Source organism: Acidaminococcus hominis (genome assembly GCF_022484025.1).
Lineage (GTDB): Bacteria > Bacillota > Negativicutes > Acidaminococcales > Acidaminococcaceae > Acidaminococcus > Acidaminococcus hominis.
Map to the genome: position 1 here is coordinate 1810834 of NZ_JAKVMG010000001.1, position 15705 is coordinate 1826538.

Annotated in this window: 14 protein-coding genes; all 14 read right to left on the reverse strand. The window is 55.7% G+C overall.

Translation table 11 applies throughout. From position 1 onward, the window contains the following. Positions 1-64: 64 nt before the first annotated feature. The 14 genes from pdxR to LKE88_RS08245 all read right to left on the reverse strand — a co-directional run bounded on the left by pdxR (position 65) and on the right by LKE88_RS08245 (position 15625). A complete protein-coding gene (pdxR, locus tag LKE88_RS08180; protein WP_105326431.1) occupies positions 65-1438 on the reverse strand; it encodes a MocR-like pyridoxine biosynthesis transcription factor PdxR in 1374 nt (457 codons plus the stop codon). A gap of 161 nt (positions 1439-1599) precedes the next feature. Beyond that, positions 1600-2145: an RNA 2'-phosphotransferase gene (locus LKE88_RS08185; protein WP_276803309.1), complete on the reverse strand. Its 546-nt coding sequence runs from the start codon at positions 2143-2145 to the stop codon at positions 1600-1602. An 83-nt stretch (positions 2146-2228) separates the two neighbouring features. Next, positions 2229-2864, reverse strand: coding sequence for a V-type ATP synthase subunit D (locus tag LKE88_RS08190; protein ID WP_105326433.1), 636 nt, complete (start codon positions 2862-2864; stop codon positions 2229-2231). A gap of 3 nt (positions 2865-2867) precedes the next feature. After that, complete coding sequence (locus LKE88_RS08195) at positions 2868-4259, reverse strand: V-type ATP synthase subunit B (RefSeq protein ID WP_105326434.1); 1392 nt, start codon at positions 4257-4259, stop codon at positions 2868-2870. After that, positions 4252-6027 (reverse strand): V-type ATP synthase subunit A, encoded by a 1776-nt coding sequence (locus LKE88_RS08200; protein ID WP_353937264.1) that lies wholly within the window; start codon positions 6025-6027, stop codon positions 4252-4254. The genes LKE88_RS08195 and LKE88_RS08200 overlap by 8 nt, the downstream gene beginning before the upstream one ends. A 6-nt stretch (positions 6028-6033) precedes the next feature. Next, complete coding sequence (locus LKE88_RS08205) at positions 6034-6360, reverse strand: V-type ATP synthase subunit F (protein ID WP_105326436.1); 327 nt, start codon at positions 6358-6360, stop codon at positions 6034-6036. Positions 6361-6386: 26 nt separating this feature from the next. Continuing rightward, positions 6387-7382 (reverse strand): V-type ATPase subunit, encoded by a 996-nt coding sequence (locus LKE88_RS08210; protein ID WP_276803312.1) that lies wholly within the window; start codon positions 7380-7382, stop codon positions 6387-6389. Between the two features lies 1 nt (position 7383). Beyond that, entirely contained in the window at positions 7384-7992 is a 609-nt protein-coding gene (locus tag LKE88_RS08215) for a V-type ATP synthase subunit E (RefSeq protein WP_276803314.1), read from the reverse strand. 16 nt (positions 7993-8008) lie between these two features. Further along, a complete protein-coding gene (locus LKE88_RS08220; protein ID WP_105326439.1) occupies positions 8009-8485 on the reverse strand; it encodes a V-type ATP synthase subunit K in 477 nt (158 codons plus the stop codon). Positions 8486-8506: 21 nt separating this feature from the next. Beyond that, positions 8507-10360 carry a V-type ATP synthase subunit I gene (locus LKE88_RS08225; protein ID WP_276803315.1) on the reverse strand — a complete coding sequence of 618 codons (1854 nt, stop codon included), beginning with the start codon at positions 10358-10360 and terminating at the stop codon, positions 8507-8509. Next, positions 10354-10659: a hypothetical protein gene (locus tag LKE88_RS08230; RefSeq protein ID WP_276803316.1), complete on the reverse strand. Its 306-nt coding sequence runs from the start codon at positions 10657-10659 to the stop codon at positions 10354-10356. The genes LKE88_RS08225 and LKE88_RS08230 overlap by 7 nt, the downstream gene beginning before the upstream one ends. Positions 10660-10961: 302 nt before the next feature. Further along, positions 10962-11882, reverse strand: a complete 921-nt coding sequence (locus tag LKE88_RS08235; RefSeq protein WP_105326442.1) for a LysR family transcriptional regulator — start codon at positions 11880-11882, stop codon at positions 10962-10964. Positions 11883-12076: 194 nt separating this feature from the next. After that, a complete protein-coding gene (locus LKE88_RS08240; RefSeq protein ID WP_276803318.1) occupies positions 12077-14368 on the reverse strand; it encodes a hydratase in 2292 nt (763 codons plus the stop codon). A 93-nt stretch (positions 14369-14461) separates the two neighbouring features. After that, positions 14462-15625, reverse strand: a complete 1164-nt coding sequence (locus LKE88_RS08245; protein ID WP_105326444.1) for an isocitrate/isopropylmalate family dehydrogenase — start codon at positions 15623-15625, stop codon at positions 14462-14464. Positions 15626-15705: the final 80 nt, after the last annotated feature.

Here is a 15705-nt window from a genome sequence, read left to right on the forward strand (position 1 = left end):
CTTATATACTATATTTTGTTCCATTATACCCTAGAACAGTAGGGAAACACAATGTACCCGGCCGCTATTTTTCCGGTACCAGGGCCCGGTACAAAGCCTTTACCCCGTCCCGGATCTTATCTTCCCCAATCCCCGCAAAGGACAGGAGAAACTCCGGGGGCTGCCCCTCCGGCGTTCCCTGGACAGGAATAATCCGCACCCCCTGCTTCAGGGCCTGCTGGGCCAATTCTGCCGCCGTGCCCGGCAGCCTTAGGGCAATGTGCAGGTGAAGCCCGGACCCGTAGCTCATGGGCAGGACCAGCTCCCCAAACACTTCCTGGAGGGCCTGGCGCAGCTGCCGACTCTTTTCCCGGTACCGGGTCCGCAGCTTTTTCACGTGCCGGGTGAGATGCCCGTCCTCAATATACTGGGCCAGGGCCAGCTGTTCCATGGTGGATGCCGTCTGGTTGTAGCGGGCTGCCACCGCCCGGTAGGCCGGCAGCAGTTTTTCCGGCAGCACCAGGTAGCTGATCCGCAGGGAAGGCAGCAGGGTCCGGGAAAAAGACCCTACGTAGATGATCTGCTCCCGGTTGCCAAAGCTGTGCAGGGCCGGGGTGGGCTGATGCAGGTAGCGGAATTCCCCATTGTAGTCATCCTCCAGCAGATACACCCGCTCCAGCTGGGTGGCCACAATCAGGTTATTCCGTTCCCGTTCTGTCAGGGCCCGCCCCTTGTAGGGGTTGGCGGGAGAGATCATCAGCAGCCCCGGCCAGTCCGCCTTGGGGTCCCCAGGGTCAAAGGTCTGGGTTTCCCAGCCCAGCAGGTGGAATACCTGCTCCGCCTGGGGAAAGCCCGGTGCCTCCAGTCCCACCCGTTTGGGCTCCACCGGCAAAATGGACAGCAGAATCACCAAAAGGGCCTGAAGGCCGGCCCCTACCAGGATCTGTTCCGGAGTGCACACTACGCCCCGGGCACTGTAGCTGTACCGGGCCAGGACCTCCCGCAGTACCGGTTCCCCCTGGGGGTCCCCGTAGCCGGCCAGCGCCCCAGGACTATGCAGCACCTTGTTCAGGCAGCGCCGCCACAGCACCGTATCGAAGGTGGACGTATCAATGTAATTATTAGAAAAATTATAGAGCACAGGAGGCGCTTTTTTCTCTTTTTCCGCCCTAGCCCACTGGGGCCGTACCTTTTTAGGGGCAGGAATCCTCCCGGTATCCACCACCTGGTAGCCCCGGCTGGGCAGGTTCTGGACGTAGCCCTCGTCAATGAGGATTTCGTAGGCCGCCTCCGCCGTAGTCCGGCTCAGCTTCAGGTCCCGGTTCAGCTTCCGGATGCTGGGCAGGAACTCCAGGGGCAGCAGCCGCCCTTCCCGGATTTCCTGCCGGAAATAGCTGGCCAGCTGCCGGTACAAGGGCCCCTGGCCCCGCTCCGGACGAAAATTAAACGTGGTTGCCAACGCTTGCTGCCTCCTTTACTTTGTCAAACTGTGTTTCCTTATTCTACCACAATTTACCCCTTTTAGAGCACAGTCCCCTTTACTGCACGTTCTGCGTTCTAACTTCTTAGCGCCCTGTGCCCTTCGCCCAGCTTCCTATACACCAAGCTCGTCCAAATCTGTTAATCTGCCTCCGCCGTTCGCTTTAAATATTGGGCAGGCACACCTTTGGTCAGCCACACCCCGTTTACAGACTGATAAAACCGGAAGCCGGCTTTCTGCATTTCTCCCGCGGCAACCCGGTAAACCACAGGCTTGCCGTGGCGGGCCCCCACCTTCACGGCGGTTGCGTAGTCCCCGGACAGATGCACATACAGCCTGGATTTGGGTATCAGGCCCTGGGCCTCAATGGACGCGGTATACTTTTCACCGGTGCCGTGCCACAGCACTTCCGGCGGCGTCTTTTCTGCCAGTTCTACGTCCACGGGAAGGGAGTGCCCCTGGTTGGCCCGAATCAGCGTATGGTCCTCGTTAAAGGAATAGCGCTGCTTGCTGTCCGTGCGCACGATTTCTTCCAGCATCGCCCGGTCAAAAAGCTGCTGCCTGGCAATTCCTGCAACCAACTCCTCCACCTTGGCCCAGCCGTGCCGGTCCAAGGTAATGCCGATTACCTTCGGCTTATGCCGCAGGATTAACGCCAGGAATTTGCTTGTTTCGTTGAGTGACATGCTGCACCTCCTAGTGCAAAATCCAAAAGAGGCTGGGAAAAAATGAAACCTCATTTTTTCCCAGCCTCTTATTTTCCGGCACCCTACGCTTGCTTGGCCATAATTTCCTTGGCCTTCATCAGGCGCACCGTGCTGGCTCTTTCGTTTTCGCTGAGCTTCATGGTGATATACTTGATGCTCTCCTGCATTTCCGGAATCATCACGTATTCCAGGGCGTTAACCCGCCGGCGGGTCTTTTCGATTTCATCTGCCAGCATATTGCAGGTCTTTTCCACCTCTGCCAGTTCCAACAGTTCCGGCAAAAGGGTGGTCAGTTCCGTTACGGCCGTATCCAGTTCCTCCGCCGTAAAAGCAAAGGAATAGGGAATGGACGCAGCATCGTCCGCCGTGTTGCCGGTGTACTTCAGGGACGGCACCTCCACGCTCATCACGTTCTTCCGGCCCACTTCAAACTCGGCACTCCGTGCCGGGTACAGCAGGGCTTCGTTGACGCTCAGGGCCCCCATATGGGCCTTGGCCATCCCGAAATGCCGGGAAACGTTCTGGAGGGCTTTTTCCATTTTCTGCCGGAGTTCATGGTTGCGGCGGATGTAGATCATGAACTGCCGCACCATTTCGTCCCGCTTGTCCTTCAGCAATTTATGTCCCCGAACGGCAGTGGCCAGCCGGTTCTTCAGCCGGGTCAACTCCATCCGGGTAGGGTTTACGTTTGTAGCCATGGGTTATTCCCCCTCGCTGCCATCCGCCGGTTTGTAGTACTTGTCCAGATATTCATCACGGATACGTTTCAGTTCGGATCTGGGCAGGATACCCAAAAGCTTCCAACCCAGGTCCAGAGTCTCCTCAATAGAGCGGTTGGTCTGGTAGCCCTGGGATACGTATTCCCGTTCAAAAGCGTCGGCGAATTTGGCGTACAGCTTATCCACCTTGCTCAGGGCCGAATCCCCCAAGATGGTGGCCAGTTCCTTGGCCTGCTTGCCCCGGGAGTATGCAGCAAACAGCTGGTTCATGGTATCCGCATGGTCTTCCCGGGTCTTGCCCTTGCCCACGCCCTTATCTTTCAGCCGGGACAGGGACGGCAGCACGTCAATCGGCGGCGTCAGCCCTTTCCGGTACAGTTCCCGGGACAGGATAATCTGCCCTTCGGTAATGTACCCGGTCAAGTCGGGAATGGGGTGGGTCTTATCGTCTTCCGGCATGGACAGGATCGGAATCATGGTAATGGACCCCTTCTTGCCCTTGATCCGGCCGGCCCGTTCGTACATGGTAGCCAGGTCCGTGTACAGGTAGCCAGGATAGCCCCGGCGGCCGGGCACTTCCTTACGGGCAGCGGATACTTCCCGCAGGGCGTCGGCGTAGTTGGTAATATCCGTAATGATAACCAGTACGTGCATATCCAGCTCAAAGGCCAGATATTCAGCAGCGGTAATGGCCATACGCGGCGTTGCAATCCGTTCTACAGCCGGGTCGTTGGCCAGGTTGATGTACATCACCGCACGGCTCAAGGCGCCGGTCCGGTTAAAGTCCTGCATGAAGAAGTTGGCTTCTTCAAAGGTAATCCCTACGGCAGCAAACACTACGGCGAATTTTTCGCCGGTGCCCAGTACCTTAGCCTGCCGGGCAATCTGGGCAGCCAATTGGGCGTGGGGCAGACCGGAACCGGAGAATACCGGCAGCTTCTGGCCCCGGACCAGGGTGTTCAGCCCGTCAATGGCGCTGACCCCGGTTTGGATAAATTCTGAAGGATAGTCCCGGGCAGCCGGGTTCATGGGTTCCCCGTTGATATCCAGGAACTTTTCCGGAATAATGGGCTTGCCTCCATCAATGGGGCGGCCCATGCCGTCGAATACCCGGCCCAGCATATCGGGGGATACCCCCAGTTGAATGCCGTGGCCCAGGAAACGGGCCTTGGCCGTAGCCGGGCGCAGCCCCTGGGAGCTTTCAAACAGCTGTACCAGGGCCTTGTCCCCGTCGATTACCAGCACACGGCCGCTGCGGACTTCCCCGTTTTCCTGGTGGATTTCCACCAGTTCATCGTAGGTGGCACCCTGTACCTGGTCCACCAGCATCAGAGGGCCGACTACCTCGCGAATGGTCTTATAATCTTTACGCATTGTCGTCACCCTCTTCCGTCAGTTCTGCAAAGGCCTGTTCCAATTCCTTGTTCAGTTCGGCGAACTTTTCCTTCCGTTCGCTTTCCGGAATGTACTTGGCACGGCCAATCTTTTCCCGGATAGGCATTTCAATGATCTTATCCAGGTTCACATGCTTGGTCATGGCTTCCAAAGCCTGTTCGTACCAGGTAATGATCAGCTTCAGCATGTCGTATTGTTTTTCCAGGGAAGTGTACGTATCCACTTCGTGGAAGGAGTTCTGGTGCAAAAAGTCTTCCCGAATGGACCGGGCGCATTCCATGGTGATCCGGTCCTTGAAGCCCAGGGCATCGATACCTACCAGGCGGACGATTTCGTTCAGGCTGGATTCTTCCTGCAAGATTTCCATGGTGGTGCCCACCAGTTTGGACCAGTCCGGCGCCACGTGCTTGTCGTAGTAGGCCCGCAGCCGATCGGAATACAGGGAGTAGCTCTGCAGCCAGTCGATGGCCGGGAAATGCCGGGCATAGGCCAGGGCAGAGGACAGGCACCAGAATACCTTGACAATCCGCAGGGTAGCCTGGGAAACCGGTTCAGAAATATCGCCGCCAGGAGGGGATACGGCCCCAATGGCAGAAACGGCGCCTACCCGGTCATCCTTGCCCAGGCATTCCACCTCGCCGGCCCGTTCGTAGTACTCTGCCAGACGGGAAGACAGGTACGCCGGGTACCCTTCTTCACCGGGCATTTCTTCCAACCGGGAGGACATTTCACGCAGGGCTTCTGCCCAACGGGAAGTGGAGTCGGCCATAATGGCCACCTTGTAGCCCATATCCCGGTAATACTCGGCAATGGTAATGCCCGTATAAATGGAAGCTTCACGGGCGGCCACCGGCATATCCGAGGTATTGGCAATCAGCACCGTCCGTTTCATCAGCGGCAGCCCGGTGCGGGGGTCGTTCAGGGCCGGGAATTCGTTCAATACGTCGGTCATTTCGTTGCCCCGTTCGCCGCAGCCTACGTAGACGATAATATCTGCATCGGCCCACTTGGCCAGCTGGTGCTGGATAACCGTCTTGCCGCTGCCGAAAGGCCCGGGCACTGCTGCCACGCCGCCCTTGGCAATGGGGAACAGGGTATCGATAACCCGCTGCCCGGTTACCATGGGTTCATCCGGAGGCAGCTTTTCCTTATAAGGACGGGCCACCCGTACCGGCCATACCTGGAGCATGGGGTATTCCGTGACCTTGCCCTGTTTGTCTTTCAGTTTGTACACCGGGTCCAGGATGGTGGCTTCCCCCTGGTAAACCCATTCCACCGTGCCGCCCTTGCCAGGAGGCACCATGACCTTATGGAGTACGGCCGGGGTTTCCTGGACGGTACCAATCACGTCCCCGCCGGACACTTCGTCTCCGACTTTGGCCACGGGCACGAACTCCCATTTTTTCTGCCGGTCCAGCTTGGGCACATCAATGCCCCGGCTGATTCTATCCCCGGCCAGTTTATAGATTTCCTCCAGCGGCCGCTGGATCCCGTCGAAAATACTTTCGATCAGGCCAGGTGCCAGTTCTACGGACATGGGCACCCCGGTGGATTCCACCGGTTCCCCCGGTCCCAGGCCGGCCGTTTCTTCGTATACCTGAATGGAGGCTTTATCATCCCGTAATTCGATAACCTCACCGATCAAATGCTTATCGCTGACGCGGACCATATCATGGAGTTCCACGTCCTTCATGCCTTCAGCAACAATCAGCGGGCCGGATACTTTTACGATTTTTCCACTCACAATCTATCCCTACCCTTCCTTGAACAGAATATCGGCGCCCACTGCTTTTTCCACGTTTTCCCGAACACGCTGCATACCCAAGCCCAGGGACTTATTGCCGCTGGGAATGAGAATGATGGCAGGAAAGGTAGCGGCAGCGTATTCGTCAATCACTGCTTTGGCTTTCTGGGCAGCGGTTTCCGTAATGTAGATGACCACATACCCGGCATCCGCCAGCTTGTGGATCCTGCGCTCTATTTTTTCCTGTTCTTCTTCGTAGAACACGTCAAAACCAACGGCCTTGAAGATCATAACGGAGCTGGGATCACCGATCACTGCTATTTTCTTTTTTTCCATTTTCATCCTCCCAAGCTTCCGGGCCCTTACGCATAGACCTCCGGCAGCGTTACTTCAAAGCCGCCCTGCAGTCCGCCGAATATCAGCCGCAGAGCTTCCGCCTCGGTTTCCCGGGCCATCAGGTAGCCCACAATGGGGCCCAGGGTGTGGGTATCCCATTTGGCCCGCCGGATGATCAGGCTGAGGCCTTCCTTCATCCGTTTGGGGATTACACCCAGCTCGTTGGTCTGGGCATATTCGTTGATGGCCTGAATCAGTTCCCCCTTGTGGGAACCCTGTCCCAGGCTGGCGCCCAGCTGTTCCGCCGGTACGTCCAAACTCTCCTCAAACACCTTCAGGGGAATTTCCCCGCAGGCAATCAGCACCTGACGCAGTTTGGCCACGTCCCAGTGCAGGTTCTGAGCCCGGATCAGGCTCAGGGTATTGGTAAAGTCCGCCCACAGGGAAAAGTACTCCCGGATAAAGCCGTGTTCCTTTTTCCGGTCCAGTACTTCCTGGGCCTGGGCAAACATGGCCTGGTCCAATTTGGCGCTAAGCAGGAAGGGATCCGGTTCCCGGTTCAGTTCTCCCTCAATAGCTTCCAGCGTATGCTGGTAGATGGGGGGCAGATCTTCGTAATACTTGGTCTGGACCATATCCTTCAGGTCCTGGAGGGAAAAGTTTCCGCCCTCCCGCAGAATGTCGTCGGCAGAAGTCCCCAAAAGCCGGGCCTTCAAAAGAGCCTTCAGGTTGTGGGTATCCACCGGCAGCAAAAACAAGCCTGTCAGTTCCGGATCCGGAGTAATTTCCTGAATCCGTTTCCGGGTCAGCTGGAGCTGTTCCCGGATAATCAAATCAATTTCACCCAGGGCGATTTCCTGTTCTGTGGTCTGGTTTTCACCATACCCGGTTTCCATCAGCAGCTTGATGGCTTCCTGGGAACTGCCTGCTTCGGCAATCCGGCGCAGCTGCGCTGCTGTAAGGAGATGGGTGGACAGAACACTGATGCGGCCCAGGGCATATTCATAACTGGGCTGGGGCATCTTACTTCACCTCCGCGCCAAACAGAAGCTCTGCTACGCGATATTCCTCCTGATCACGCACATCCTGCAGCAAGGTGGCAAAAGAGCCATCGTAATCACAGCTCTTGCCCCGGATCAGCACGCCGCCGTCAAAAGCAGCCGCATCCTGAGCCAGCTTCAGGTCGCCCTCTTTCCCCTGCTGCCGCAGTTCCTTGTTCAGCTTCTTCAAAAACCCGCCTTCATAAATGGCACGGTCCTTGGCGGGAACCACCAGTTCCTCGTGCCCTTCCAGGTCGCAGGACAGCACAATCCGGGTGATCAGGGCTTCCCAATCTGCCTGGGGCAGCGCTGCCAGCCGGGCAGCGGCCTCCGTAAAGGCTTCCTGGATCACAGCCCGCTTGCTGGCCAGGGTGTCCTTCCGGGATTGCAGCTCACCAATGAGCTGCTGCCGGACGGCCGCTTCCTTGGCTTCGGTTTGGGCCTTGGCGCTTACGTCCGCTGCTTCTTCCTTGGCCTTGGCCAGAATCCGGTCTGCCTCCTTGGCAGCCTTTTCCTGGGCTGCGGCCGCGATGGCTGCCGCGTCCTGCTTCGCTTCTTCTTCTATCTTCTGAATAATCTTATCGCCTGCCACGACGCGTCCACCTCACTTATAGTTTAATGCCGTTCACCATGATGAAGGAAATCAACAGGGACAGTACGGCGTAGGTTTCTACCATAGCCGTCAGGATGATGCCTTTACCAGTTTCTTCCGGGCGTTTTGCCGTCAGATAAATACCGGAAGCAGCCACCTTGCCCTGGTAGATAGCGGAAAGCAGACCGCCAATGCCCATGGGCAGGGAAGCAAAGAAGAAGGCCAGTCCCTGATACGTAGTTAATTCCTTGATATCGCCGCTGATAACCCCCAGATTCAAGATGATGATGAAGGCAATCAACAGACCGTAAATGCCCTGGGTACCAGGCAGAGCCTGCAATACCAGAACGTTACCAAACTTATCCGGGTCTTCACTGACCACGCCGGAAGCTGCCTGACCAGCAATCCCTACACCAATGGCGCTTCCTACGCCTGCCAGAGCTGCTGCCGTGGCAGCGCCGCCAAATGCCAGAGCCGTTCCTAAAGTAATCATAATTACATCCTCCTTAAGGTTTTATTTCGTGATATCTGTATATTTGGTCCGCAGGGCCAAGGGCAGGAACGCCCGGCCGCCGGCCTCATAAAACTTGCCGAAAAACTCGATATACTGCAGCCGGCTGCTGTGCACGAAGGCACCCAGCACGTTGATGATGATGTTGAAATAGTGGCCGGCAAAAAGCACCAGGATGGCGGCCACAATGCCAATTGGGCCAGCCCCCCACAGCATCTGGGCCACGGTATTGATAACCATGGCGATAACGCCGGTAGCAAGCCCCAGGGCGAAAATCCGGGAGTAGCTCAAAAGGTCACTCAGATACCCGCTGATATTGTACAGGCTCAGAAGCCCGCCCAGCAGGCGGCTGACAATGCCCTTCTTTTCCCGTCCGCCGAACAAGATGATGATGGCGGCGCCCAAAATGGCCAGGTACTTGCCCAAGGGGCCCGGTACCAGTGCCATGGCAAAGAATCCGGCAAACATGATCAGCCAGCTCACTTCATCACAAATGGCCCCCATCATATCCCCATCCCGGATCAGCAGATACGTTTTGATCAGCATCCCGGTAACCAGATGGAGAACCCCCAGGCCAAAGCACAGGGCCAGCATCTTAATGGGCTCTTTCATGGGCACAAACAGCAAGGGTTTCCATTCCAAACCAAACCAGCCGCCAAACATGGCGCCCCAGATAATGGTAGAAATGCTGCCGAAGAAAATGACCATAGCCAGTTTCCCGGCAAACCCTTCCGGTTTGAATTTCTTCATGGCGATGTACAGCATAATGGTCAGTACCAGCCCGTACCCGGCATCGGAAAGCATCATCCCAAAGAAGATGAAATGGAACGGGGCCATAATGGCATCCGGGTCAAAGGAGCCAGCCATGGGCAGAGAGTACAGCTCCACCACCGACTCGTAGGGCCGGACCAAGGAATTGTTTTCCAGGACCGTAGGTGGGATTTCCCCGTCCGGGTCTGCAAAGGAAATTTCAAAAGCATCGGTGACGCTGCGGATAACTTCTTCCACGTGCTTTGTCCGGTCTTTCCGGACCCAGCCCTGGACCCTAAAAGCCTTGGCGGTTTCTACCCCGCCGTTGGCCAGCCGGGCGTTGGCCGCGGACAGCTGGTCATAGTACAGCTCCAGCTGCTGCTTTTGGCCGCCGAGCTCCTGGGTTTCCTTTCTGAGCTCTGCCACCTTCTCTTCCCGCTGGCGGATTTCCTCCAACAGTTCAGCTTTTACCTGCTGGGCCGTACCGCTGCGTTTGGGCAGCACCGCTTCGCTGAAGTCATTTTCCTTTAACAGGTGCTTGACCTCCTCGTCGGCGCTGAGATAGGCGATGATTACCACCGCCTGCCCGTCTTCACTGAGGCCATAGACGCTCAGCTCCACCGGCAGGTCCTTGAGCCCTTCCCGAACGGTTTCCAGCTGGGTATCGGGCAAAAAGCCCGCATAGCACCGGGTGGTCTCCGTAAAAGCCAGCTGCTCCAAAGGAACGTCCAGCTGCAGCCAGGGTTCCAGACTGTCCGCCTGGGTCCTTAAAGCCGCCGCTTCACTTTCCAGGGAAGCAATCTTGCCGGCAATGGTGTCCAGCTGCTCGGTGAGCTGCCGCCCCTGATCGTTCTTCTTCAAGAAGTCCCCATAGGATACCCGCTCCTTTTGGGGGAACAGGGCACTTTTGGCCCCGTTCTGCACCATAAAGCGCAGAGTCTGCCCGGCCTTATCCAGCTGGGCACTGACTTCTTCGGAACCCTCCAGGGCTTTGCTGTCCTCTTCCGGTTCCAGCATGACACTGCCATCTTTTTGCAGGGCCAGGTACAGGGCATCGCGATCCGCCTTCAACGCGTACAGCGTCAGCTTTTGCATGGGAACTAACATGCGATCACGACCTTTTCCATAATATAGTCCACTGCCTGGGGCAGATTCTTCCGGGCCTTGGCAGCCACAGCGTCAGCTTCGCCCTTTTTCTGGGCAATTGCAGCCTCGGCTTCCGTCTTGGCCGCAGCTTCTGCAGCCGCTACCGTTTCAGCCGCCCGTTTCCGGGCTTCCTGCAATACTTCTGCAGCCTGGGCGTGGGCCTTTTCCTGGGCCTGGCGCAGGGTGCTGCGAGCATCTGCAGCCGCCTGTTTTTTCAGTTCGTCTGCCTGCTGCTCGGCATTTTTTATTTCTTCTAACATGGACATGGTTTCACCACCTTTGTACCGTAGAGAGATTCATTACAGTTATGGTATATACATTCTACAGAGCTAGAAAAATCCCTTCTGGTACTTAGAATATATATAATTATACTATATATTTAATGATAATAGGGGATTTTGTAACATATTTTTAAGAAAATTTATCAATTAATTAGATATGTTTTTCGTAAAACGCCTTTTTTTCTCACATTTTGGCCCACCCTACATGGATTTTCCAGTCTCAAAACACTTTCTGCGGCTGTTAAAAAGAACCCTGCCAGACTTCCCCGGCAGGGCCCTTTTTAGACTTCCCGGCTGCCAAATTCCCGCTTCAGCAGGTCAATGAAATACCGTTCCGCTTTATTCAGATAGCTGTTCTTCTTATAAATGGCATTGATGTTCCACTGAAAAGGATGGGGAGAATAATCGTAGCAATACCGGGCATAATCCGGCCCCAGGATTTTCTTGGCCCGGCCGGGCACAATGGTAAAGCCCAGGCCGCAGGCTGCCAGCTGGACCGCCGTCATGCTGCTTTCCACTTCCATCAGTTCCTTGGGGGAAATATCATACTGGCGGAAAATCCGCTCCACCTGGGCATGGATGGAATGACGCTTCTTGATGCCGATAAAGGGCATATGCTCCAGTTTCTTCAGATCCACCAGCCGGCTGGCCTTGTCCAGGAACATATCGTCCGTAAAGGCATCTTCCGCCGCAATCAGCTGCACCTTTTCCCGGTAGATCAGTTCCGTCACCATGGGCACCGGCAGATACTCCTGGTCCCGGGGGCAGACCAGGAAGGTCACCTTATTATTCTTCAGCAGCTCAATCAGCTCGTCCGTACCCGCTTCCTGAATGAAAAACTCCGAATCCGGAAAGCGCTGCCGGAAGGTATTGATAATGGGCGGCAGCATATACCCTGCCCGCTCCGCCGGAATCCCCAGACTGATCCGGGCCCCCTGGCCGTCCTTCAGGTCCGCCAGGCGGTTTTTCATCTCAATCCGTTCCTGAAGAATATCCCGGGCCGTCTTCACGTAGATAATCCCCGCATCCGTCAGCGCCAAAGGCTGCTGGGACCGGTCAAAGAGCTTGACGCCGATTTCCTTTTCGATCCGGGCCAGGGCATAGCTGAGGGAAGGCTGGGAAATATACAGTTGTTTGGCCGCCTGGGTAATGTTCCGGCAGTCAGCTACAGTTACTACATATTGCAGTTCACGAAAATCCATAATGTACCCCTCACCTTGCAAGAATCAAACTATTATTACTTATATTCTACCATTTTTCAAGCCCTCTGACTGCCAAATTCCTGCGCCTTTGCCAATTTTTCTTCAGGACAGCAAAAACCCCTGGAACGGGGTCCAGGGGCTCTTGCTGGTTTTGTTGGTTTTCAGCAAAAAGGAGGATATCGCATTGCTGCGAATTACTTATTTTTAGCCTTGTTCCGGTTGAAGTTGATCAGGCAGCCAGCTTTGATGATAGCCCGTTCTTCAGCGGTCAGGTCTTTGATGTACAGGTTGATGGGGGTGGTTTCGCCGTTCTTCACCACGTAAGCGGTGATGTCCTGCAGGTCCCCATCCAGAGCTTTCCGGGCGCCGGGTACGTAGATGTAGTCGCCTACTTCAAAGGCCACCGGTTCGCCTTTCAGATGGAAAGGCAGCATGCCCCAGTTGATTACGTTGGAACGATACCGTTTGGTAGCGTAGTCTTGGGTGATGTTGGCCAGGCCGCCGATAACTCTCTGGCAGCTGGCAGCCTGTTCACGGGCAGAACCGTCGCCAGGTTTATTGGCATAAACCATAGAGCCGATTTCCGTGTTGGCAGGAGTTGCTTCCCCAGGCAGGCTCTTCAAGGTTTCGAACACAGCCTTTACTTCTTCCGGCAGGTCCTTGCCAGCTTCCCGGGCGATTTCTACTTCCTTCACAGCCTTGGTGCGGCCTACGTATTCCGGATCCCGGCGGGACAGGGTGAATTCAGCCAGACCCAGGGGGTTGGAACGGTAGGAGGAGGTTTCACCGGAAGGAATCAGTTCGTCGGTGGTGGTAACCGGATCCAAAATCTTGGAGCAGACCTTCAGCAGTACGTTGTCACCCAGAGGCGGCATTTCCGGCCAGTCTTTGATGTTGGGGCCGTAGAACAGTTCCTGGTCCTTGTTGGCCTTGCCAAAGCCGTAGAATACACGGGCTTTGTAGGAGCTGTCGTCGAAGTGGTATTCAGGCACATTGCCGAAAGCATCGCCGTATTCTTCAGCAGAGGTCAGGATGCCGTTGTTGGCAGCGGTAGCAGCGATGGAACGAGCATCCATCAGGGCTACTGCAGCCATCTGGCCTTGGCCCGGTTTGCTGCCTTCCCGGTTGGGGAAGTTACGGGTATTGTGACGGATGGACAGGCCGTTGTTGTTGGGCGTGTCCCCTGCGCCGAAGCAAGGTCCGCAGAAAGCGGTCTTAACCACAGCACCGGCAGCCATCAGGTCCGTCAGTTCGCCCTTCTTCATCAGGTCCATATAAACGGGCATGGAAGAAGGATAAATGTTCAGGGTAAATTCGCCGGCGCCAATGGATCTGCCGCGCAGCATGTTGGCAGCTTCCACTACGTTCACGTAGTTACCGCCGGCACAGCCGCCGATAACCCCTTGCTGTACCTGGAGCTTGCCATTCACAATCTTGTCGGTCAGAGTGAATTCAGCTCTGCCCTGGCTAACCTTTTCCGCAGCCTTTTCGGTTTCCCGCAGGATGTCGCCCAGGTTGGCGTTCAGTTCGTCGATTTCGTAAGCGTTGGAAGGATGGAACGGCAGGGCAATCATGGGTTTAATGGTGGACAGGTCCACAACCACAACGCCATCGTAGTACGCTACGTCAGCCGGATTCAGTTCCTTATAGTCAGCTTCCCGATGGTGTTCCTTCAGGAAAGCATGGGTGTCTTCGTCAGTTCTCCAGATGGAGGACAGGCAGGTGGTTTCCGTGGTCATTACGTCCACAGCGTTCCGGTAGTCGGTGGTCATGGAGGAAACGCCAGGTCCCACAAATTCCATTACCTTGTTCTTTACGTAGCCGTTCTTGTAAACAGCGCCGCAGATAGCCAGGGCGATATCATGGGGTCCTACCCAGGGTTTGGGAGCACCGGTCAGGTATACAGCCACTACGCCAGGATACGGGTTGTCCCAGGTGTCCAGCAGAATCTGTTTGTCCAGTTCGCCGCCGCCTTCACCTACAGCCATAGTACCCAGAGCGCCATAACGGGTATGGCTGTCGGAGCCCAGAATCATCTTGCCGCAGCCGGCATACATTTCACGCATATATTGGTGGATAACAGCCATATGAGGGGGAACGTAGATGCCGCCGTATTTCTGGGCAGCAGTCAGGCCGAACAGATGGTCATCTTCGTTGATGGTGCCGCCTACAGCGCACAGGGAGTTGTGGCAGCAGGTCAGTACATAGGGCATGGGGAATTTTTCCATACCGGACGCACGGGCCGTTTGAATAATGCCAACGTAGGTAATATCATGGGAGGTCAGGGCGTCAAAACGGATTTTCAGGTTATCCATAGAGTCGCCGGTGTTGTGGCTTTTCAAGATGCTGTAAGCGATGGTACCTTTTTTGGCTTCATTCTTATCCAGCTTCTTGCCCAGCTGCTGCTCCGCTTTGGCAACATCTTCTTCGGCAATCAGTTCGGTACCGTGAAGCAGGTACGCACCATTTTTGTACAATTGAATCATGAGTTTCCTCTCCTTTTTTCAGGCCCTGTCCGGATGATCGCAGTCCACCCGGCCGGGGCATAGTGGCTTGTAGTCAGGCTGTTTGTATCTGGCTTATTTTGCCAGGGTATCCAGCAGATAGTCCGTGAATTCTGCAGCCGTAGCTCCGTCCTTGTCGGTGGTGATAACCACTTTCTTTTCGGTGCGGGTGCAGATATCCAGGGCATCCACCAGTTGTTGTTTCTTTTCAGGGTAGCCAATGTGGGCAATCATTTCGCCCATGGCCCGAATGAGGCTGCACGGATCGGCATACTGGGCACGGTTGTGCTGTACCAGGAAGTTGCCCACCCCATGGATGGCTTCAAACAGGGCGTATTGGTCGCCGATATTGGAGGAGCTAGCCGTTCCCAGGCCGCCCTGGTATTCGGCAGCCACGTCGGTAACAATGTCCCCGTACAGGTTGGGCAGCACAAAGACCTGCATGCCTTTGGTGAATTCCTGGTCCGTCAGTTTGGCGGCCATGGAGTCAACCAGTTCTTCCCGTACCGTAATGCCCGGGTATTCCTTTTCCAGGGCATGGGCCATTTTAATGAAGTTCCCATCCACCAGTTTCACAATATTGGCCTTGGTTACCACCGTTACATTGGTCTTGCCATTGGCTTTGGCGAATTCAAAGGCAGCCCGGCAGATCCGTTCTGCACCGGGGCGGCTCAGGACCTTGAAGTCCACTGCCAGGTCATCGTTTACCTGAATGCCCTTGTTGCCCCAGATGTATTCGCCTTCGATGTTTTCTCTAAAGAAGGTCCAGTCAATGCCCTTTTCCGGAATCCGCACCGGCCGTACTGCTGCATACAATTGCAGGGCCCGGCGCATCAGGCTGTTGGCACTGACCAGGTTGGGCCAGGGATCGCCGGCCCGGGGAGTCACAAACGGACCCTTCACCAGTACGTCGCAGGCTTTGCAGGCTTCCAGTACTTCGTCCGGCAGGCTCTGGTTCTTGGCAGCCCGTTCTTCAATGGTCATGCCTTCGATGGTGGTAAATTCCACCTTCCCAGCGGCGATTTCGTCCTTGAGCAGGAACTTTGCCACCCGCAGGGCCTGTTCCATAATGTAGGGGCCAATGCCGTCCCCAGGCAGAATGCCTACGGTAACGTGGTCCAGCTTGGTGAAATCCTTCCGGCCCGGTGCATTTTTGATGGCCTCAATACGTTTGAAATCTTCCCGGATGAGTGCTGCAAACTTCTCTGCCGCTTCACGAATAACTTGTTCTTGATCCATGTTCTTATCCCCTTTGCTAGGCTTATCTGAAAACTTACTTCTAGTCCAATCTCGATACCCTTATTGTAGGAGATTATTCA